The organism is Geodermatophilus sp. URMC 63 (genome assembly GCF_053502565.1).
On record NZ_CP199956.1, the window covers coordinates 3644300 to 3663177 of the forward strand.

Sequence of the window (18878 nt, forward strand, 5' to 3'; positions counted from 1 at the left end):
CGCGGGTGGGTCAGCCGCCGCGGTGCAGCCGCTCGTGCAGGGCCCGGACCTCCTCGTCCAGGCCCGGCGCGGGACCGTCGACGGAGACGCCCGGCGCCACCTCGCCGACCGGCAGCGGACGCACCGGCGCCGGCGGGACGCCGAGGTCGGCCAGCCAGCCGGCCAGCTGCGCTGCGGAGCTGGCGTAGACGATGCGGCCGAGCCCGACCCACCCGTGCGCGGCCGCGCACATCGGGCAGTGCTCGCCCGAGGTGTAGACGGTGCCCGCCGCGCGGTCCTCCGGGGACAGGTGCGCGGCGGCCCACCGGGCGATCGCGAACTCCGGGTGCCGCGTGGCGTCCCCACCCGCCACGCGGTTGCGGTCCTCGAGGAGCACGGCGCCGTCCGGACCGGCCAGCAGCGACCCGAACGGCTCGTCCCCCGCCTCGAGCGCCTCGGCGGCCAGCTCGACGCAGCGGCGCAGGTGGGTGAGGTCGGTGTCGCTCAGCACGCCGCGATCCTGCCCGCCGAGCAGGGACGGCGCCGGTGGCGGTCGGGGCTCAGTGCTTCTTGTCGGTGGTGGTGAGCCGCTCCATCTGCGACCGGGCGTCGACCTTGGTCTTGCGCTCGGAGCGCTTCTCCTTGAGGGACTTCCCGGACTTCTTCGACATCGAGTGTCGTGGGGACTTGTCGGCCATGACGCGCTCCCTCGTCGGGTGCCTGGGCGGCTCCGTGCCCGAACGCTACGCGCGATGGCCCCGGGCGTCGGCCGGATCGCCGCCGGACGTCGAGGCAGCACCCGGCGGACCGGCCGGCGGGGACATCCCGGGCGGCGGCGCGCGCGAGCCTCGACCCCGGCGTGGGGTGGCGTGGGAGTTGCCCCGCACCGGGGCGCCCACCGGAGTGCGCTCCGCGACGAGGGGAGCGCACCGTGGGACGGGTCGAGGGGGACGGTCGAGGCGCCCGACCCTCGGGCTCGCCGAGGAGACGTGGCAGGACGTCGTCGACGTCGACCTCACCGGCGTGTGGAAGACGGTCAGGGCGGCGGCGCCATCCACGAGCTGCTCACCGGGCAGGAGGGCATCGACCGGGAGGAGGTGCGCACGCCGCTCAACGCGCGGCCGATCCCGTGGGTCGAGGCGGTCGACATCAGCATCGCCGTCCTGTACCTGGCCTCCGACGAGTCCCGCTGCGTCACGGGGACCACGATGGTGATCGACGCCGGTGCGACGGCGCCCTACGAGATCCCGCACGGGTCCTGACCCGACCGCGCCGCCGCGGCGTCGTCCGGTGCCCTCCTGGAGCGGACCGGCGGCCGCCCGGCCGTAGCATCTGGTCCGCCCGGGACTGCTGCCGGCGGAACCGCGAGGGGGACACCGATGCCCGCCGACGCCAGCGCTCCCGAGAGCCGCAGCGAGGGCCGCAGCTCCTGGAAGTGGAGCCGCACGGGGGAGACCCGGCGGGTCCTGCTCGACGCCGCCCGCGCGGTGTTCGCCGAGCGCGGGTTCGCCGACGCCGGCGTCGCCGAGGTGGTCGAGCGGGCCGGCGCCAGCGTGGGCAGCCTCTACCACCACTTCGGCGGCAAGAGCGAGCTGTTCCTCGCGCTGTGGGAGGACTGGCAGAGCAGCCAGGAGCAGCGCGCGGCCCGGGCCGTGGCCGCGGCGCGCACGGTGGGGGAGACCCGGCCGCTGGCGCTGTTCGCCGCCGGCGCCCGTGGCTTCCTGCGCGGCTCCTGGGAGGGCCGCGCCGTCGGCGTGCTGTTCGTCGACGCCGACGGCCCACCCGGGTTCGAGCTGATGCGCCGGCGGCGCGCCTCGGGGTGGCTGCGGCAGAACGCCGTCCTGCTGGGCACGCCCGACGACGCCCTCGGGCGGCTGACGGTCTCGGTGCTCACCTCGGTCATCGGCGAGGCCGCGCGCGAGGTCATGGGCAGCCGCACCCGCCGGGAGGCCGAGGCGGTCACCGACGCCGCCCTCGCGATGATCGAGCGGCTCGGCGTCCTGCCCGGGGCGGAGGAGCCCGGGGCGGAGGGCCCCGGGACGGGGGTCAGCGACGCCCCAGCGGACGGACCGTCCCCTCCTGCGCCACGGTGAGCACCAGCCGGCCGGCGCGGTCGAGGACCCGGCCCGAGCACATCACCCGCCCGCCGTCGGCCCAGCTGCTCTCCTGCTCGTAGTACAGCCACTCGTCGGCGCGCGCGAGGCGGTGGAACCACACCGCGTGGTCGAGGCTGGCCGCCGCGACGTCCGGGGCGCCGATCATCGTCCGGTGCGGCGCCAGGGACGTCGACAGCAGCAGGACGTCGGACACGTAGGCCAGCGCGCAGCCGTGCAGCAGCGCGTCGTCGGGCAGCGGCTCGCGGCAGCGCAGCCAGAACCGCTGGCGGGGCGGCGCGGCCTCGCCCCGCGCGGCCGCCAGGCGCGGGAGCTCGCCGTCCAAGCGCAGCTCGAGGGGGTGCCGGTCGGCGAGACGGTCGAACCACTCGCGCAGCAGCCCCTCGGTCCCCGCCCCGGCCTCGGCCGGGCCGGGGAGGTCCTCCGGCGCCGGCGCGTCGAGCACCGGCACCTGGTGGGTGAACCCGGTCTCGGGCCGGTGGAAGGAGGCGGTCAGCTCCAGCGTCGTCCGGCCGCGCTGCTCGGCCCGCACCCGGCGGGTGGCGTAGCTCCCGCCGTCGCGCACGCGTTCGACGGTGAAGGCGGTCGGCTCGGCGGCCTCCCCGGCGCGCAGGAAGTACGCGTGCAGGGAGTGCACCGCCCGGTCGTCCGGGACGGTCCGGCCGGCGGCCAGCAGCGCCTGGGCCACGACGGCGCCGCCGAAGGCCCGCTCGGGCGTGGCGCGACGGGGCCCGGCGGTGAACGCGTCCGGCCCGGCCGGCCGCAGGTCGAGCAGGGGCAGCAGGCCACCGCCCGGCTCGGGCAGGCGCTCGACCCCGGTCATCGTCGCCTCCCGCGCGCCGACCCCTTGACGGCGGGAATTGAACCACTGTTCGATTCGTGACGTGGGTCGCACTCCGGGCGCCACCGCGGCGGACACGCGGGACCGTCTGCTGCGCGCGGCCGCCGACGTCTTCGCCCGCCGGGGCTACGAGGGCACCCGCGTGTCCGAGGTCGCCGCGGCGGCCGGGCTGAGCAACGGCGCGATGTACGCCTACTTCGGGTCCAAGGCCGAGCTGCTCGTCGACGCGCTCCGCGTGCACGGCCGCCGGCTGCTCGCCGACCTCGTCGCCGCCGAGCCGACCCGCTCGCTGCCCGACCTGCTGCTCGCCAGCGGCCGGACGCTGCGCCGCCGGCGGGAGCCCGACGGCGAGCTGCTGGTCGAGGCGCTCGTGGCGGCCCGGCGCGACGGCGACGTCCTCGGGCCCGTGCGCGGCTACGTGCACGAGCGCGCCGACTGGCTGGCCGGCCTGGTGCGGCGGGGGCAGGACGACGGCGGCATCGACGCCGCCGTGTCGCCGCGCGCCGTCGCGCACCTGTGCCTGGCCCTGGCCGTCGGCACCGCGCTCGTCGGCCCGGACGTCGACCCGGTCGACGACGAGGAGTGGACCGCCCTGCTCGGCCGCCTCGTCGCGTCCCTCGCACCAGCAGCCGAACCAGCCACCACCGCCGAGATGGGGAGCCGTCCATGAGAGTGCAGATCGACCCGAGCCTGTGCCAGGGCCACGGGCGGTGCTACGACCTCGCGCCCGACCTGTTCGGTGCCGACGACGAGGGCTACGCCACCCTGCTGACCACCGACGGGCAGGTGCCGCCCGGCCGCGAGGACGCCGCCCACCTCGCCGCCGACAACTGCCCCGAGGCCGCGGTCCTGGTGTTCGAGGAGGTCGCGCCGTGACCGTCGACGACCGCTTCACCGCAGACGCCGGCAGCCTGCGGTCCGACCCCGCTCTCGGCTCCATGACCGAGCCGGTGACCGGGCCGGTCTCCGACTGGGCCACCGACTTCTCCCACACCGAGGAGGAGTGGGCCGAGGGGGCCATCGGCATCTGGGACGACCTGCGGCAGCGGTGCCCGATCGCGCACACCGAGCGCTTCGGCGGGGCGTGGCTGCCCACCCGCTACGACGACGTCGCCGCGGTGGCCTACGACACCGAGCACTTCTCCTCGCGGGCGATCATCGCCGGCAACTTCCGCCCGCCCCGGGCGCTCGCCCCGGTGGGCGGCACCCCGCCGATCTCCTCGGACCCGCCGTTCCACCACGACGCCCGCAAGCTGCTGCTGCCCGCCTTCACCAAGAGCGCGGTGAGCCGCCAGGAGGAGTCGACCCGGGCGTACTGCCACGCGCTGGTCGACGGCCTGGCCGGGCGGGAGGTCGTCGACGCCGCCGCCGACTACGCCCAGCACATCCCGGTGCGGGTCATCGCCGACATGCTCGGCTTCCCGCCCGAGGACGGCCCGCGGTTCCGGCACTTCGTCGAGAACGCGCTCGAGGCGATCGACCTGCCGCCGGACGAGCGCATCGCGCGCAGCAGCCACCTCTTCGAGTACCTGCTCGTGCAGATCCGCGACCACCTCGAGCACCCGCGCGAGGACTTCACCACCTACCTGCTCGAGGCCGAGCTGTACGGGCGCAGGCTCGAGCCCGCGCACGTGGCCGGGACGATGGCGCTGCTGCTCATCGCCGGCATCGACACCACCTGGAGCGCGATCGGCGCCTCACTGTGGCACCTGGCCGGGCACCCCGAGGACCGGCGCCGCCTGGTCGCCGACCCCGCGCTGCGGCCGACGGCGGTCGAGGAGTTCCTGCGCGCCTACGCCCCGGTGACCATGGCGCGGCTGGTCACGGAGGACGTGCACTGGCGCGGCGTGGACATGCGGGCCGAGGACTGGGTGCTGCTGTCCTTCCCCGCCGCCAACCGCGACCCCGCCCGCTTCGACCGCGCCGACGAGGTGCTCGTCGACCGCCAGGTCAACCGGCACGCCGCCTTCGGCCTGGGCATCCACCGCTGCGTCGGCTCGCACCTGGCGCGGATGGAGCTGCGCGTGGCGCTCGACGTCTGGCTCGACCGCGTCCCCGAGTTCGGCCTGGCCGACCCCGCGGCGGTGCGGTGGTCGACCGGGCAGATCCGCGGGCCCCGCGCCCTGCCGCTGCGCCTGGGCTGAGAACACGGGGCTGAGAACACGGGGCTGAGAACACGGGGCTGAGGACACGGGGCTGAGGACCCGGGGCCGGGGACACGGGACGGAGGAACACGGCCCGGCCCCGGTCCGCGGGTGCGGACCGGGGCCGGGCCGGGTGCTCAGCGGTGCAGCAGCTCCCCGAAGCGGGCGCTGCCCTCGTCGATCGCGGCCTGGGCGGCCGGTGAGGCGGTGCCCATGTCGAAGAACCCGTGGATCAGCCCGGCGTAGCGGGTGACCGAGGCCTCGACGCCGGCGGCGCGCAGGGCCTCGCCGTAGGCCTCGCCCTCGTCGCGCAACGGGTCGTACTCCGCCGTCACGATCACCGCCGGCGGCAGGCCGGAGAGGTCGGCCGCGTGCAGCGGCGACAGGCGCGGGTCCTTGGCGTCGTCGAACGCGCCGGCGTAGTGCCCGTAGAACCAGTCCATCGTGGGCTGCTCGAGGAAGTAGCCGCGCGCGTTCTCCACCCGGGACGGGTACTCGCCCATCGCGTCGACGGCCGGGTAGATGAGGAACTGCCCGGTCAGCCGGGTGCCCTCGGCGGTCAGCACCTGGGCGACGACGGCGGCGAGGTTGCCGCCCGCGCTGTCGCCGGCCACCGCCATCCGGTCGTCGCCGCCGAAGCGGTCCAGGTGCGCGGCGATCCAGCGCGCCGAGGCCTCGGCGTCGTCGGCGGCCGCGGGGAACGGGTGCTCCGGCGCCAGCCGGTAGTCGACGGCGACGACGACCGCCCGGCCGCCCCGGCACACGTGGCGGGCCATGTTGTCGTGGGTGTCCAGGTCGCCGATCACCCAGCCGCCGCCGTGGAAGAACGCGACGGTCGGGAACGGGCCCTCGCCCTCGGGCCGGTACACCCGGGCGCGCAGGTCGCCCTCGGCGCCGGGGACGGTCAGGTCCTCCGTGCTCCCGACGGGCACGACCTGCTCGGGGGTGCGGGCCCCGGCGGTGAGCGCCAGGTACTGCGCGCGCCCGGCGTCGGGCGTCCCCTCGTACATCGGGGGCATGCCCGACTGCTCCAGCATGCCCAGCAGGGCGGCGGTGTGCGGATCGACCGGCACGGGTGCTCCTCTTCCTCGGTTGGTGCGGTTCGGGTGGGGGTCAGGAGTAGACGAGGCCGTCGTCGAGGTCGGCGGCCGGGAGGCTGTGGCGCTCCTCCACGTACTCCTTGAGGTGGGTCCAGGGCTCGCGGTCGCCGCGCTTGAACAGCAGGTGCTGCGAGCGCATGACGTAGCCGGCGTTGAAGTTGTCCGGGTCGGCCCAGGGCAGCAGCGGCATGTCGGCGTCCTCCGGCCGCAACCGGGGGACGACGACGGAGGCGCCGCGCTCGGCCATGTGCTCGAACAGCCGGCAGACGAAGGCGCTGACCAGGTCGGCGCGCAGCGTCCAGCTGTGCCGGAAGTACCCGAAGACGTAGGCCATGTTCGGCACGCCGGTGATCATGATCCCGCGCCAGGTGACCCGCTCGGGGAAGACGACCGGCTCGCCGTCGACGGTGAAGGCGACGTCGCCGAACACCGACAGGTCGAAGCCGGTCGCGGTGACGACGACGTCGGCCTCGAGCTCCTCCCCGGAGGCCAGCCGGATGCCGGTCTCGGTGAACGTCTCGATCGTGTCGGTGACGACCGAGGCCGTCCCCTCCCGCAGCGCGGCGAACAGGTCGCCGTCGGGCAGGACCGCCAGGCGCTGCTGCCACGGGCGGTAGGTCGGGCTGAAGTGCCTGTCGACGTCGAACCCCTCGGGCAGCAGGGGGCGCATCTCCTCGACGAGGAAGGCGCGCAGCTCCTCGGGGCTCTCGAAGGACATCCGCTGCAGCTCGTCACCCTCGGCGATGTGCGCCCGCCGCAGGATCTCGTGGGTCCAGTCCTCGGGGACGTCGAGGGCCCGCAGGGTGACCGCCAGCTCGTGGGTCTTGGGCCGGGCGATGAAGAACGTGGGCGAGCGCTGCAGCATCGTCACGTGCGCCGCCGTCTGCGCGAGCGCCGGCACCACCGTCGCCGCGGTGGCGCCCGAGCCGATCACCACCACCCGCTTGCCGGTGGTGTCGAGGTCGTCGGGCCAGTGCTGCGGGTGCACGACGGCGCCGCCGAAGCGGTCCAGCCCGGGCCAGTCGGGCGTGTGCGCGCGCCGGTGGTCGTAGTAGCCCTGGCACATCCACAGGAAGCCGGCGGTCAGGCGCAGCTGCTCGCCGGTGTCCTCGCGGGTGACCTCGACGGTCCAGCGGCGCTCCTCGGTCGACCAGCTCGCGGCGGTCACCCGGTGCCGGTGGTGGATGCGCGGGCCGAGCCCGGACTCCTCGACCACCTCGTCGAGGTAGGCGAGGATCTCGTCGGCCGTCGCGATCGACGGGCCCCGCCACGGCTTGAACGAGTAGCCGAAGGTGAACAGGTCGCTGTCGGAGCGGACGCCGGGGTAGCGGTGGGTCCACCAGGTGCCGCCGCGCGCCGGCAGGGCGTCGAGGACGACGAAGCTGCGCTCGGGGAACCGCGTGGTCAGGTGGTGGGCGGCGTCGATGCCGGAGATGCCCGCACCGACGACCAGCACGTCGACGTGCGCGGGGATCCCGGCGTCCCCCGCCGGCTCCGGAGCGGTCGCGCGGCTGGGCAGCTCGGTCGTGGTCATGAGGCCTCCGGGGACGGCGTGACGGACGTCACGAACCTAGACCGGGCAGGTCCGCATGACCAGAACGGCGTTCGGATTCACCGTCGCGGGTCCGGGCGGGAGCCGGCGGCGGCCGGGTGGGACCCGCGGCCAGCGACTAGGTTCGGGAGCCGACACGGGGCGGACGGCGAGGAGGGCACGGATGGCGGGGTCCGGCAGGTCGGTGCTGGTCACCGGCGGCAACCGGGGGATCGGGCTGGCCATCGCCCGCGCGTTCGCCGACCACGGCGACCGGGTGGCGGTCACCCACCGCGGCAGCGGCGCCCCCGACGGGCTGCTCGGTGTGCAGTGCGACGTCACCGACGCCGAGGCCGTCGACCGGGCCTTCACCGAGGTCGAGCAGGCCCACGGGCCGGTCGAGGTGCTGGTCAGCAACGCCGGCATCACCCGCGACGGGCTGCTCATGCGGATGAAGGAGGACGACTTCACCGACGTCCTCGACGCCAACCTCACCGCCGCCTACCGGGTGGCCAAGCGGGCCGCGGCGAGGATGGTCCGCGCCCGCAGCGGCCGGATGGTCTTCGTCTCCTCCGTCGTCGGGCTGCTGGGCTCGGCGGGGCAGACCAACTACGCGGCGTCCAAGGCCGGTCTGGTGGGCCTGGCCCGCTCGATCGCCCGCGAGCTCGGCAGCCGCGGCATCACCGCGAACGTGGTGGCGCCGGGCTTCGTCGAGACCGACATGACCGCGGCGCTGCCGGAGAAGCGGCAGCAGGAGATCCTCGGCCAGGTGCCGCTGGGCCGCTACGCCTCGGCGGAGGAGATCGCCGGCGTCGTGCGCTTCCTGGCCGGCGACGCGGCCGGCTACATCACCGGGGCCGTCGTCCCGGTCGACGGCGGACTGGGGATGGGGCACTGATGGGCATTCTCGAGGGCAAGACCGTCCTGGTCACCGGCGTGCTGACCGAGGCCTCGATCGCGTACGCGACCGCGCGGATCGCGCAGGAGCAGGGCGCCACCGTCGTCCTGTCCAACTTCGGCCGCGCGCTGTCGCTGTGCCAGCGGATCGCCAAGCGGCTGCCCGCCGAGGCGCCGGTGGTGGAGCTCGACGTGACGAACACCGAGCACCTCGCGACGCTGGCCGACCGGCTGCGCGAGCACGTCGGCGGCCGCCTCGACGGCGTCGTCCACTCGATCGGCTTCGCGCCGCAGGAGGCCATGGGGGAGGGCTTCCCCGAGGTCGCGTGGGAGCACGCGGCCACGGCCTTCCAGGTGTCGACCTGGTCGATGGCCTCGCTCACCCAGGCCTGCCGGCCACTGTTCGGCGGGACCGCCTCCGTCGTCGGGCTGACCTTCGACGCCAGCGTCGCCTGGCCGGTCTACGGCTGGATGGGCGCGGCGAAGGCGGCCCTGGAGTCGACGTCGCGCTACCTCGCCCGTGAGCTGGGCCCCGAGGGCGTGCGGGTCAACCTCGTCGCCGCCGGCCCGCTGCGCAGCATGGCGATGAAGTCCATCCCCGGCAGCGCCCAGTTCGAGGAGGCCTGGGAGGGCCGCGCCCCGCTCGGCTGGTCGGTCACCGACACCGAGCCGGCGGGCAAGGCCGTCGTCGCGCTGCTGTCGGACTGGTTCCCGGCCACCACCGGCGAGATCGTCCACGTCGACGGCGGTTTCCACGCCGTCGGCGTCTGAGCACCCCGCAGAGAGAGGGCCCGTGCCCCGCGCCACCGTCGACCTCCACCCCGGCCAGCGACCCGACGAGGACCCGTCGCTCGCCGTCCGCAACAACGGGGGCGCGCCGCCGTCGGCCGCCCCGGCCCCGGCCGGCCGCCGCGAGGCGCTGCTGGTGCTCTCCTTCGGCGGCCCGCGCGGCACCGACGACGTCATGCCGTTCCTGGAGAACGTGACCCGCGGGCGCGGCGTCCCGCCCGAGCGGCTGCTCGACGTCGCCGAGCACTACCACCACTTCGGCGGGGCCAGCCCGATCAACGAGCAGAACGAGGCGCTGGTCGCCGCGGTGCGCGCCGACCTCGCCGCGGCCGGCGTCGACCTGCCGGTGTACTGGGGCAACCGCAACTGGGACCCCTACGTCGAGGACGTCTGGCAGCAGCTGACCGACGACGGGATCGAGCACGTCTACGTGCTGGCCACCTCGGCGTACGCGTCGTACTCCGGGTGCCGGCAGTACCACGAGGACGTCGCCCGGGCCCGCATCGCCACCGGCGGGGGCCCGACGGCGGAGAAGCTGCCGCACTACTTCGACGCGCCGGGCTTCGTGCGGGCCAACGCCGACGCCCTGGCCGCCGCGCTGGCGCAGCTGCCCGAGGACGTGCGCGGCTCGGCGCGGCTGGTGGCGACGGCGCACTCGATCCCCGACTCGATGGCCGTCGTCGCCGGTCCGGACGGGCACGCCTACGAGGCCGAGCTGACCGCCGCCGCCCGCGCCGTCGTCGACGCCGTCGACCCGGGTCGGGGCTTCGACCTGGTGTGGCAGAGCCGCAGCGGCCCGCCGTCGGTGCCCTGGCTCGAGCCCGACGTCAACGACCACCTCCGCGCGCTGCACGAGAACGGCGAGACGGCGGTCGTGCTGTTCCCCGTCGGGTTCGTCAGCGACCACCTCGAGGTGGTCTGGGACCTCGACAACGAGGCCCGCGAGACCGCCGAGGAGCTCGGTATGACCTTCGTGCGGGCCGCGACGGCGGGCACCCACCCGGCGTTCGTGGCGATGGTCCGCGAGCTGCTGCAGGAGCGGCGCTCGGGCGGCGAGCCGCGCCTGGGCACCAACTGCCCGGCGGCCTGCTGCTTCGTCCAGCGCCCGGCGGCCCGCCCGGCCTGACCGGACACACCCCCGGAGCGGGCGGCGCGGCGGGACGTTGACCCGCCGGCCGGCCGCGGGTAGACCCGGGGCGTCCCCAGTCCCCGGTCAGGGCGGTGTGCCGTGGTCGACGTCCATCCCGCCAACGCCGGGCAGCTGGGCGCCTGGGACGGCGCGCAGGGTGCCTACTGGGCTGCCCAGGCCGACCGCTTCGACCGGTCGGTCGCCCGCTACGACGCCGCCTTCCTCGCCGCGGCCGACCTGCGGCCGGGGGAGCGGGTCCTCGACGTCGGCTGCGGCACCGGCCGCACGACCCGGGAGGCCGCGCGCCGCACCGGGTCCGCGCTCGGCGTCGACCTGTCCTCGGCGATGCTCGAGGTCGCCCGGCGCCGCGCCGCCGACGAGGGGCTGACCGGCGTCCGGTTCGAGCAGGCCGACGCCCAGGTGGCCGACTTCCCGCCGGCCGGCTTCGACGTGGCCATCAGCCGGACCGGCGCGATGTTCTTCGCCGACCCCGTGGCCGCGCTGGCCAACGTCGGCCGGGCGCTGGTGCCCGGCGGCCGGCTGGTCCTGCTGGTGTGGCAGGCGCTGGAGGCCAACGAGTGGATGACCGAGATCCTGGGGGCCCTGGCCGCGGGGCGCCCACTGCCCAGCCCGCCGCCCGGCGCGCCCGGACCGTTCTCCCTCGCCGACCCCGACCACCTGCGCGGCGTGATGGCCGCCGCGGGTCACCGTCAGGTGGAGGTCGAGGGTCTGGCCGAGCCGGAGTGGTTCGGTGCCGACGTCGACGACGCCCAGGAGTTCGTGCTCGGCCTGGCCGGCTGGCTGCTCGACGGGCTCGACGACGCCGCCCGGGCCCGCGCCGTGGCCGAACTGCGGCGCCGGCTCGAGGCCCACACCGGCCCGGACGGCGTGGAGTTCGGCTCCGCCGCCTGGCTGGTCACCGCCCGCCGTCCCTGACCTCCTGCGGGACGGGGGATGCCGTGATCAGCGGCGAGTGGCGGTCCGACACGCCGGCGGCGCGACCACCCGCCGGTGACCACGGGCGGGGCAGCTCAGCGGGGGACGGCGTTGCAGGCGGCGGTGATCGCGTCGCGGACGGCGGTGGCGAGTGGGCGCAGCGCCTCGTCGCGCGCGGCCGCCTGCCCGTGGGTGACCGCGCCGCCGGGGGCGTCGGTGAGGGCGAGGTCGAGCACCCGCGCCAGCCGCTGGGCCCGGGTGAGCACCGACAGCGCCAGCGGGTCGGTGTCCGTCGGCAGGCCCGGAGCGGGCGCGCTGCCGAGCCCGGCCAGCAGCGCCGGCACCTCGGGGTGCCAGCGGGCCAGGTGGAGGGCGGCCAGGGTGCGGGCGGCGTCGCCGACGGCGAGGTCGAGGGCGCCCGACACCTGCCGCAGCGACCCCTCGACCGGCGGCGGCGCGGGCGGCACCCCGTCCAGGTCGAACGCCGTCCAGGCGGTCACCTCCGGCCCGAGCTCCTCCGGTACCAGCGCCACGTGCTCGCCGACGGCGGCCTGCCCGGCCTCCACCGCGAGCGCGGCCAGCCCCGGTGCGCGCGGCAGCCCGCGGACGTCGCCGGGCACGGGCAGCACCAGGCGCAGCCGGCGCTCGCCGAGGCCGCGGAGCGCGGTGAGCGCCCAGCCGAGCGGGACGGCGCCGTCGCTGCCGGGCAGGCCGGTCACGCGGTGCGCGCGGTCGTCGGTCAGCGCGTCCAGGGCGGTGTCGTAGGAGGTGCGGCCGGAGAGCCACGCGGTCGCCCAGACCGCGAACCGGCCGGCGGGGAGGTCGTGCACCGGGCGAGGTTACGTCGCGGTCGCCGGGTCGCCACGACCCCGCCCGGACCTGCGAGACTCGGGTCATGGCTGCGTGGCTGCTGTGGATGATCGCCTCGGGCCTGTTCGTCGCCGGCGAGGTGGCCAGCGGTGACCTCGTGCTGCTGATGTTCGCCGGGGGCGCCGTGGGCGGCACGGTCGTCGCGCTCGCCGGCGGCGCGGTCGCCGTCCAGCTGGTCGCCTTCATCGTCGTCTCGGCGCTGCTGCTCGCCGTCGTCCGGCCGGCGGCCAAGGCGCGCCTCGAGAGCCACGTCCCCGGCCACGTCGACGGCGTGCAGGCGCTCATCGGCCGGACCGCCCGGGTGACCCGGGAGGTCGATGCCTCCAGTGGCCGCATCCGGGTGGGCGCCGACGAGTGGAGCGCCCGCAGCCAGTACGGCGGCGAGACCTTCCCCGTCGGCACGACCGTGCGCATCCTGCAGGTCGACGGCGCGACCGCCGTCGTCGGCGACGCCCTCGAACTGGGGTGACCCGCGCCGGACGTGCGTGACCGGCGACGCCGCGAGCGGCAGGATGATCGGTGCACCGTCCGCGACGCACCGGAGGATCCCGTGACTCCCGCCCTCATCGCCCTGCTGGTCGTCGCGCTGGTGTTCGTCATCGTGGTGGCCAAGGCCGTGACGATCGTGCCGCAGGCCCAGGCCAAGGTGGTCGAGCGGCTCGGTCGTTACAGCCGCACACTCTCCCCGGGCCTGTCGCTGCTCGTGCCGTTCATCGACCGCGTGCGCGCCACCGTCGACCTCCGCGAGCAGGTCATCTCCTTCCCGCCGCAGCCGGTGATCACCGCCGACAACCTGCAGGTCGGCATCGACACCGTCGTCTACTTCCAGGTGACCGACCCGCGGCTGGCCGTCTACGGCATCGCGAACTACATCACCGGCATGGAGCAGCTGACCACGACGACGCTGCGCAACGTCGTCGGCGGGCTGAACCTCGAGCAGTCGCTGACCGGCCGCGACGGGATCAACAGCCAGCTGCGCGAGGTCCTCGACGGCACCACCGGCCCGTGGGGGCTGCGGGTCGCCCGGGTGGAGATCAAGGCGATCGAGCCGCCGCCGTCGATCCGCGACTCCATGGAGAAGCAGCTGCGCGCCGACCGCGACAAGCGGGCCATCATCCTCACCGCCGAGGGGCAGCGGCAGGCCGCGATCACCTCCGCGGAGGGGCAGAAGGCCTCGGCGATCCTGTCGGCCGAGGGCAGGAAGCAGGCGGCGATCCTCGAGGCGGAGGCCGAGCGGCAGAGCCGCATCCTGCGGGCCGAGGGTGAGCGGGCGGCGCTGTTCCTGCAGGCGCAGGGGCAGGCGAAGTCGATCGAGACGGTGTTCCAGGCCATCCACGACGGCAAGCCCGACCAGGGGCTGCTGGCCTACCAGTACCTGCAGACGCTGCCGCAGATCGCCCAGGGCGACGCCAACAAGATGTGGATCGTCCCGAGCGAGTTCAGCAAGGCCCTCGAGGGCCTCGGCCGCCTCGGCGGGGCCGACGGCGAGCGGTCCTTCCTCGACGTCCCGGCGCCGGCCGACGGCGCCGCGCCGGCGCGCCCGATCGACACCAGCAGCTGGTTCGAGTCCCAGCTGCCGCCGGCCGCCGAGCAGCCCGAGGCCAAGATCGAGCTGCGCAGCATCACCGACGACGAGCCGGCGCTGCCCGCCCCGCCGCCGCTGCCCCAGCTCGCCGAGGAGGTCCGGCAGCAGAACGGCAACCCGACGCAGGCCTGACCGGCGACGTCCTGGAACTGCCCCCTCGCAGGGGCCCGCGCCGAGCTCGCGAGGCGTGGGGGCGAGGGGGTCCTCCGTCAGTCCTTGAGCAGGCCCTCGCGGAGCTTGGCCAGGGTCTGGGACAGCAGCCGGGAGACGTGCATCTGCGAGATGCCGATGTCGGCGGCGATCTGCGACTGGGTCATGTTGCCGAAGAACCGCAGGATCAGGATGCGCCGCTCGCGGGCCGGGATCGTCGCCAGCAGCGGCTGCAGCGACTCGCGGTACTCCACGCCCTCCAGCGCCGCGTCCTCCTCGCCGAGCGTGGCGGCCAGCGTGGGGGAGTCGTCCTCGCCGGAGAGCCGCTCGTCCAGCGAGCTGCTGCGGTAGGCGTTGGCCACGGCCAGGCCCTCGAGGACCTCCTCGCGCGGGATGCCGAGGTGCTCGGCCAGCTCCGAGGGCGTCGGCGCGCGGCCGTTCTTCTGCGCCAGCTCGCCGACGGCGGAGTTCAGCGACAGGTGCAGCTCCTGCAGCCGCCGCGGGACGCGCACCGACCAGCCCTGGTCGCGGAAGTGCCGCTTGATCTCGCCGGTGATCGTCGGGACGGCGAAGGAGAGGAACTCCACCCCGCGGGTCGGGTCGAACCGGTCGATCGCGGCGATGAGCCCGAGCGTGCCCACCTGCAGCAGGTCGTCGAAGGGCTCGCCGCGGTTGCTGAAGCGGCGGGCGAAGTGCCGGACGAGGGGGAGGTGCTCCTCGACGAGGATCTCGCGCAGCCGCTCCCGGCGCGGGTCGTCCTTCTCCAGGGTGGCGAGCTCGGCGAACAGCGGCGCGGTCCGCTCGGCACGACGGCGGTTGTCCGACACCGGCGCGCTGTCGGTGTCGGCCTCCCGGGCCTCCGACGCGGGCGCCGTCGCGTCCTCGGCGGTGTCCTCGGCGGTGTCCTCGGCGGTGTCCTCCGCCGGACCCCCGGGGGTCCCGGACGTGTGGTCGGACAGGGGGTCCTCCTCGACGGCCCGGTGGCTGGCGGCCGCCGGGGTCACGGGGCGACCGAGCGGTTCTGGCCCGCACCGCCGACGAGCTCGCCCGGCCGCTGGCCGGGGAGGTATTTGTCCATGGAGATGACGGCCACCGCGGCGTCGCCGCCGTCGCCGGCGGGCACGTCGCCCTGCGTCGCCGCGCGCCCGTCGACGTTGTCGGCCAGCGTCTGCAGCACCGCCCAGCCGAAGCCGTCGCGCGGGACGTCGGTCCCCTCGGCGACCGGCACCCAGGCGTCGATGTGCAGCCCGGCGCGGGTGGTCTCGAACACCACGGTCAGGGGGGCCTCGCCGAGGGCGATCGCAGCGAGGGTCGCGCAGGCCTCGTCCACCGCCAGGCGCAGGTCCTCGACCGAGTCGAGGTCGTAGTCCATGCGGATGGCCAGGTCACCGGCCATCGCGCGCACCGCGGGGAGCTGGTTGGGCGTGCTCGGCACGCGCAGCTCCAGCCGTTCGGTGCGTCGCCCGTCCTGCGCGGGGGCACTCCTCGAGTCCGCCATCCGTCGTCTGCTCCTCATCCGTGTACCGCGGTCGGCCACCCGCGCGCCGGGCCCTCGCCGGCCCCGGCCCCGCCGGCCGCGGCCGGCGGTGTGCCATCCTGCCCGGCCGCCCTGCCGGGGTGCGCGTGGGGGCGGGCTCCACTGTCCGTCCAGCACCCGCCCCTACCCGATCCGGACCGGTTCCCAAACACCGTCGGCACCCCTCTCGGGAGGCCGTCCGGGCGGCTACCGTGCGCGGTTGCCGGGGTACCGGCCCTGTTGTCTGCTTGTCCCGGATGAACGCCAGCCAGGGCAGCACGCCGGGGCCCCGTCCCGCCGAGGACGTGGGCCCGGCGGCACTGGTCGCCGCGCTGGAGGACGCGCCCTCGGCGCTGTGGTTCCTGGCCGGCCCCGGACCGCGCACGCTCTGGGCCAACGCCCGCGCCCGTGCCCTGGGCCCCGACCCCGCCGACCTGCCCGTCGTCGGCGGCCGGGCGGTCGCCGACCTCGTCGCCGCGGTCCTCGACAGCGGCCGGCCCGAGACGCTGACCGGCGTCCTCCCCGGCGACGGGCCACCGGTCACGGTCGCGCTGCGCCCGCTGGTGTCCGGCGGCCGGCCCGGCGTCGTGCTGGTGGTCGAGGAGAGCCCCGCGCGTCCCGCCGGCGCCCCGGGTCCCCCGGGACACCAGCCGGCGGCGCCGGCCGAGCAGGACGTCGTCGGCCAGGCCCAGCACTCGCTGCTGCCGCCCTCGCTGCCGTTGCTGCCCGACGTGCGGCTGTCGGGGAGCTACCACCCGGCCAGCTCCGTGCGGTCGGCCGGCGGCGACTGGTACGACGCGGTGTCGCTGGGCCACGGCCGCCTGGCGCTGGTCATCGGCGACGCCGTCGGCCACGGGGTGCCCGCCGCCGCGGCGATGAGCCGGCTGCGCGGGGCGCTGCGCTCCAGCGCGCTGCGCGACCCCGCGCCGGCGGCGGTGCTCGCCGCACTCGACGACTTCGCCGTCCAGATGGAGGACGTGCAGGGCGCCTCGGTCTTCTACGCCGTCCTGGACGCCGCCACCGGCGCGCTGACCTACGCGGCGGCGGGCCACCCCGCGCCGCTGCTCGTGCACGCCGACGGGCGCACCGCCTACCTGCCGGTCACCGCCCGGCCGCCGCTGGGCACCCTGCGCGGGGCCCCGACCCCCGTCGCCCGCGCCGAGCTCGAGCGGGGCGCCACGCTCGTCCTCTACTCCGACGGCGCGGTCACCGCGACCGGCCCACCGCCGGCGCAGGGGCTGTCCCGGCTCACCGAGGTGGCCCGGGCCGCGCTCGCCGACCCGGCGGCCCTCGACGGCGAGGCGGTGGCCGGGCTGGCCGGTGTGATCGTCGGCGGACTGCTCACCCCCGACGGCCGTCCCGACGACATCGCCGTCCTGGTGACCCACCGTCGGGCGCACTCGGTCGAGCCGCTGCAGCTGGATCTGCTCGCCGTCCCCTCGTCGCTGCCGGCGGTGCGCCGCCGGCTCAGCGCGTGGCTCACGGCACTGGGCATGGGCGAGGAGGACCGGGTCGGCGTCATGGTCGCGGTGGGCGAGGCGTGCGCCAACGCCGCCGAGCACGCCTACCGGGACACCGAGCCCGGTCCCGTGCAGGTCACCGCGGCCGTGGACGTCGACGGCATGCTCACCGTGACCGTCCGCGACGAGGGCACCTGGCGCCCGCCCGACCGCGACCCCGGCGACCGCGGCCGGGGGCTGCTGATCATGCGGCAGCTCGTCGACGGCATGGTCGTGCAGGGCGAGCACGGCACCACGGTCACCCTGCGGACCCGGCTGCGTCAGTCGCCCGACGAGGAGCCCGAGCACCTGGCCGGCGGCACCGGCGCGAGCGTCGTCGTCGACCGCACGGGCAGCAGTCCGGTGGTGCACGCCACGGGCGACGTCGACATGGTCAGCGCCGAGCAGTTGCGGATCCGGCTGCTGGAGGCCAGTCACGGCGGCACCGTCCGCGTCGAGCTGGACCTGACCGGGGTGACCCTCTTCAGCAGCGCGGCGGTGCGGGTGGTGCTCGCCGTGGCCGCCATCGCCGAGGCCGAGGGCTGGCGGCTGGTGGTGTACGCCCCCGACGGCGGCGTCACCCGCCACATCCTCCTGGTCAGCGGGCTGGAGCGGCTGGTCGAGCTACGCTGAGCCGGCGCCCGTCCGGGTGCCGGTCGTTTGAGCGACGCCTCCGGTGCCCATCCACGGGGCGTGAGACTGCGGCGCAGTGACGTGCACGGCCCCGGCTGGACCCGTCGCCGGGCCGGGCGCGGCTTCTCCTACCGCGACGAGCACGGGGAGCTGATCAGGGACGCCGAACGGCTCGACCGGGTCCGGGCGATCGCCATCCCGCCGGCCTGGAAGGACGTCTGGATCTGCCCCTGGCCCAACGGGCACATCCAGGCGACCGGGCTCGACGCCGCCGGGCGCCGCCAGTACCGCTACCACGACGCATGGCGGGCCCGGCGGGACGCCGAGAAGCACGAGCGGGTGCTGGCCATCGCCTCCGAGCTGCCCGACGTGCGCGACCAGGTGGCGACCGCGCTGCGCACCCGGGGGCTCAACCGGGGGCGGGTGCTGGCCTGCGCCCTGCGGCTGCTGGACCTGGGCACCTTCCGGATCGGCAGCGAGGAGTACGCCGAGGAGAACGGCACCTACGGCCTGGCCACCCTCCGCCGTGAGCACGTCACGGTGCGGGGGGAGCGGACCTTCTTCCGGTACACCGCCAAGGGCAGCATCGAGCGGGAGGTGGAGATCACCGACCGGCCGACGGCGACCGTCGTCCGGCAGCTGCTCGAGCGGCCGGACGACGCCGGCGACGAGCTGCTGGCCTACCAGCTCGACGACGGCACCTGGCACGACGTCACCAGCGACGAGATCAACGCCTACCTCAAGGAGGTCAGCGGCGCGGAGATCACCGCGAAGGACTTCCGCACCTGGAACGCGACGGTCCTGATGGCCGCCGCGCTGGCCGAGCAGCCGCCGCCGAGGAACAAGACGGCGCGGAACAAGACGATCAAGGCCGCGTACGTGCGGGTCTCCGAGCAGCTCGGCAACACCCCGGCGGTGTGCAAGGCCAGCTACGTCGACCCGCGGGTGGTCGACCGGTACGAGCACGGGGAGACCGTGGCCGACGCGCTCACCCGGGCCGCGAGCGCCGAGGACGACCGGGAGGCGCAGCGCGTGCTCGAACAGGCGGTCTGCCAGTTGCTGTCCGCCTAGCGGGCCCGCCTGCAGGGGCCCGCCGCTCGCCGGCCGGCCCGCCTGCAGGGGCCGGCGAACGCAACGAGGCCCCGCCGGAGCGGGGCCTCGTTGC

At 75.8% G+C, this 18878-nt stretch carries 21 protein-coding genes; 13 read left to right on the top strand and 8 right to left on the bottom strand.

Annotation, left to right across the window (positions count from 1 at the left end; all coding sequences use genetic code 11):
• Positions 1-10: 10 nt before the first annotated feature.
• Together ACWIZO_RS17795 and ACWIZO_RS17800 are read right to left on the bottom strand one after the other, a co-directional pair.
• Positions 11-490 carry a nucleoside deaminase gene (locus ACWIZO_RS17795; protein ID WP_448638974.1) on the bottom strand — a complete coding sequence of 160 codons (480 nt, stop codon included), beginning with the start codon at positions 488-490 and terminating at the stop codon, positions 11-13.
• 49 nt (positions 491-539) lie between these two features.
• Complete coding sequence (locus ACWIZO_RS17800; protein ID WP_448638975.1) at positions 540-677, bottom strand: hypothetical protein; 138 nt, start codon at positions 675-677, stop codon at positions 540-542.
• 327 nt (positions 678-1004) lie between these two features.
• Here ACWIZO_RS17800 and ACWIZO_RS17805 point away from each other — a divergent pair, with 327 nt between their 5' ends.
• Together ACWIZO_RS17805 and ACWIZO_RS17810 are read left to right on the top strand one after the other, a co-directional pair.
• On the top strand, positions 1005-1241 hold the full coding sequence (locus ACWIZO_RS17805; protein WP_448638976.1) for an SDR family oxidoreductase: 237 nt from the start codon (positions 1005-1007) through the stop codon (positions 1239-1241).
• Positions 1242-1358: 117 nt separating this feature from the next.
• Positions 1359-2072 (top strand): helix-turn-helix domain-containing protein, encoded by a 714-nt coding sequence (locus ACWIZO_RS17810; protein WP_448638977.1) that lies wholly within the window; start codon positions 1359-1361, stop codon positions 2070-2072.
• Here ACWIZO_RS17810 and ACWIZO_RS17815 read toward each other — a convergent pair.
• Positions 2026-2916: an acyl-CoA thioesterase gene (locus ACWIZO_RS17815; protein ID WP_448638978.1), complete on the bottom strand. Its 891-nt coding sequence runs from the start codon at positions 2914-2916 to the stop codon at positions 2026-2028. The two genes, ACWIZO_RS17810 and ACWIZO_RS17815, sit on opposite strands and share 47 nt — an antisense overlap.
• 61 nt (positions 2917-2977) lie before the next feature.
• Here ACWIZO_RS17815 and ACWIZO_RS17820 point away from each other — a divergent pair, with 61 nt between their 5' ends.
• From ACWIZO_RS17820 to ACWIZO_RS17830, 3 genes are read left to right on the top strand one after another with little or no spacing between them, the layout of a single operon-like run.
• The gene (locus tag ACWIZO_RS17820; protein ID WP_448638979.1) at positions 2978-3604 is read left to right on the top strand and encodes a TetR/AcrR family transcriptional regulator; all 627 of its coding nucleotides are present in this window, start codon (positions 2978-2980) and stop codon (positions 3602-3604) included.
• Entirely contained in the window at positions 3601-3810 is a 210-nt protein-coding gene (locus tag ACWIZO_RS17825) for a ferredoxin (protein WP_448638980.1), read from the top strand. Before ACWIZO_RS17820 ends, ACWIZO_RS17825 begins: the two co-directional genes overlap by 4 nt.
• Positions 3807-5078 (top strand): cytochrome P450, encoded by a 1272-nt coding sequence (locus tag ACWIZO_RS17830; RefSeq protein ID WP_448638981.1) that lies wholly within the window; start codon positions 3807-3809, stop codon positions 5076-5078. Before ACWIZO_RS17825 ends, ACWIZO_RS17830 begins: the two co-directional genes overlap by 4 nt.
• 137 nt (positions 5079-5215) lie before the next feature.
• On the opposite strand, the gene ACWIZO_RS17835 is transcribed toward ACWIZO_RS17830, so the two are convergent.
• Positions 5216-6151 carry an alpha/beta hydrolase gene (locus tag ACWIZO_RS17835; RefSeq protein ID WP_448638982.1) on the bottom strand — a complete coding sequence of 312 codons (936 nt, stop codon included), beginning with the start codon at positions 6149-6151 and terminating at the stop codon, positions 5216-5218.
• 40 nt (positions 6152-6191) lie between these two features.
• Positions 6192-7712: a flavin-containing monooxygenase gene (locus ACWIZO_RS17840; protein ID WP_448638983.1), complete on the bottom strand. Its 1521-nt coding sequence runs from the start codon at positions 7710-7712 to the stop codon at positions 6192-6194.
• 181 nt (positions 7713-7893) lie between these two features.
• Between ACWIZO_RS17840 and fabG the strand changes: the two genes are divergently transcribed.
• The 4 genes from fabG to ACWIZO_RS17860 all read left to right on the top strand — a co-directional run bounded on the left by fabG (position 7894) and on the right by ACWIZO_RS17860 (position 11460).
• Positions 7894-8607 carry a 3-oxoacyl-ACP reductase FabG gene (gene fabG, locus ACWIZO_RS17845; protein WP_448638984.1) on the top strand — a complete coding sequence of 238 codons (714 nt, stop codon included), beginning with the start codon at positions 7894-7896 and terminating at the stop codon, positions 8605-8607.
• Entirely contained in the window at positions 8607-9377 is a 771-nt protein-coding gene (gene fabI / locus ACWIZO_RS17850; protein WP_448638985.1) for an enoyl-ACP reductase FabI, read from the top strand. Before fabG ends, fabI begins: the two co-directional genes overlap by 1 nt.
• Positions 9378-9399: 22 nt before the next feature.
• Positions 9400-10521 carry a ferrochelatase gene (locus tag ACWIZO_RS17855; protein ID WP_448638986.1) on the top strand — a complete coding sequence of 374 codons (1122 nt, stop codon included), beginning with the start codon at positions 9400-9402 and terminating at the stop codon, positions 10519-10521.
• 102 nt (positions 10522-10623) lie between these two features.
• Positions 10624-11460, top strand: a complete 837-nt coding sequence (locus tag ACWIZO_RS17860; RefSeq protein ID WP_448638987.1) for a class I SAM-dependent methyltransferase — start codon at positions 10624-10626, stop codon at positions 11458-11460.
• A gap of 95 nt (positions 11461-11555) precedes the next feature.
• On the opposite strand, the gene ACWIZO_RS17865 is transcribed toward ACWIZO_RS17860, so the two are convergent.
• Positions 11556-12290: a hypothetical protein gene (locus ACWIZO_RS17865; protein WP_448638988.1), complete on the bottom strand. Its 735-nt coding sequence runs from the start codon at positions 12288-12290 to the stop codon at positions 11556-11558.
• A 65-nt stretch (positions 12291-12355) separates the two neighbouring features.
• Here ACWIZO_RS17865 and ACWIZO_RS17870 point away from each other — a divergent pair, with 65 nt between their 5' ends.
• Both ACWIZO_RS17870 and ACWIZO_RS17875 read left to right on the top strand, forming a co-directional pair.
• Positions 12356-12799 (top strand): NfeD family protein, encoded by a 444-nt coding sequence (locus ACWIZO_RS17870; protein ID WP_448638989.1) that lies wholly within the window; start codon positions 12356-12358, stop codon positions 12797-12799.
• A gap of 81 nt (positions 12800-12880) precedes the next feature.
• A complete protein-coding gene (locus ACWIZO_RS17875; protein ID WP_448638990.1) occupies positions 12881-14047 on the top strand; it encodes an SPFH domain-containing protein in 1167 nt (388 codons plus the stop codon).
• Positions 14048-14124: 77 nt separating this feature from the next.
• Here the strand turns inward: ACWIZO_RS17875 and ACWIZO_RS17880 are convergent, their stop codons facing one another.
• Positions 14125-15069, bottom strand: coding sequence for an RNA polymerase sigma factor SigF (locus ACWIZO_RS17880; RefSeq protein ID WP_448638991.1), 945 nt, complete (start codon positions 15067-15069; stop codon positions 14125-14127).
• Entirely contained in the window at positions 15066-15563 is a 498-nt protein-coding gene (locus ACWIZO_RS17885) for an ATP-binding protein (RefSeq protein WP_448638992.1), read from the bottom strand. Before ACWIZO_RS17885 ends, ACWIZO_RS17880 begins: the two co-directional genes overlap by 4 nt.
• 275 nt (positions 15564-15838) lie before the next feature.
• On the opposite strand from ACWIZO_RS17885, the gene ACWIZO_RS17890 reads away from it, so the two are divergent.
• Positions 15839-17713, top strand: coding sequence for a SpoIIE family protein phosphatase (locus ACWIZO_RS17890; protein WP_448638993.1), 1875 nt, complete (start codon positions 15839-15841; stop codon positions 17711-17713).
• A gap of 60 nt (positions 17714-17773) precedes the next feature.
• Entirely contained in the window at positions 17774-18784 is a 1011-nt protein-coding gene (locus ACWIZO_RS17895) for a DNA topoisomerase IB (protein WP_448638994.1), read from the top strand.
• The last annotated feature ends 94 nt before the right edge of the window (positions 18785-18878 follow it).

Bases quoted from the DNA above. Each gene is read 5' to 3' on its own strand.
- ACWIZO_RS17800 (WP_448638975.1), bottom strand. From the start codon at position 677: ATGGCCGACAAGTCCCCACGACACTCGATGTCGAAGAAGTCCGGGAAG.
- ACWIZO_RS17810 (WP_448638977.1), top strand. From the start codon at position 1,359: ATGCCCGCCGACGCCAGCGCTCCCGAGAGCCGCAGCGAGGGCCGCAGC.
- ACWIZO_RS17815 (WP_448638978.1), bottom strand. From the start codon at position 2,916: ATGACCGGGGTCGAGCGCCTGCCCGAGCCGGGCGGTGGCCTGCTGCCC.
- ACWIZO_RS17825 (WP_448638980.1), top strand. From the start codon at position 3,601: ATGAGAGTGCAGATCGACCCGAGCCTGTGCCAGGGCCACGGGCGGTGC.
- ACWIZO_RS17840 (WP_448638983.1), bottom strand. From the start codon at position 7,712: ATGACCACGACCGAGCTGCCCAGCCGCGCGACCGCTCCGGAGCCGGCG.
- fabG (WP_448638984.1), top strand. From the start codon at position 7,894: ATGGCGGGGTCCGGCAGGTCGGTGCTGGTCACCGGCGGCAACCGGGGG.
- fabI (WP_448638985.1), top strand. From the start codon at position 8,607: ATGGGCATTCTCGAGGGCAAGACCGTCCTGGTCACCGGCGTGCTGACC.
- ACWIZO_RS17870 (WP_448638989.1), top strand. From the start codon at position 12,356: ATGGCTGCGTGGCTGCTGTGGATGATCGCCTCGGGCCTGTTCGTCGCC.
- ACWIZO_RS17885 (WP_448638992.1), bottom strand. From the start codon at position 15,563: ATGGCGGACTCGAGGAGTGCCCCCGCGCAGGACGGGCGACGCACCGAA.
- ACWIZO_RS17890 (WP_448638993.1), top strand. From the start codon at position 15,839: ATGAACGCCAGCCAGGGCAGCACGCCGGGGCCCCGTCCCGCCGAGGAC.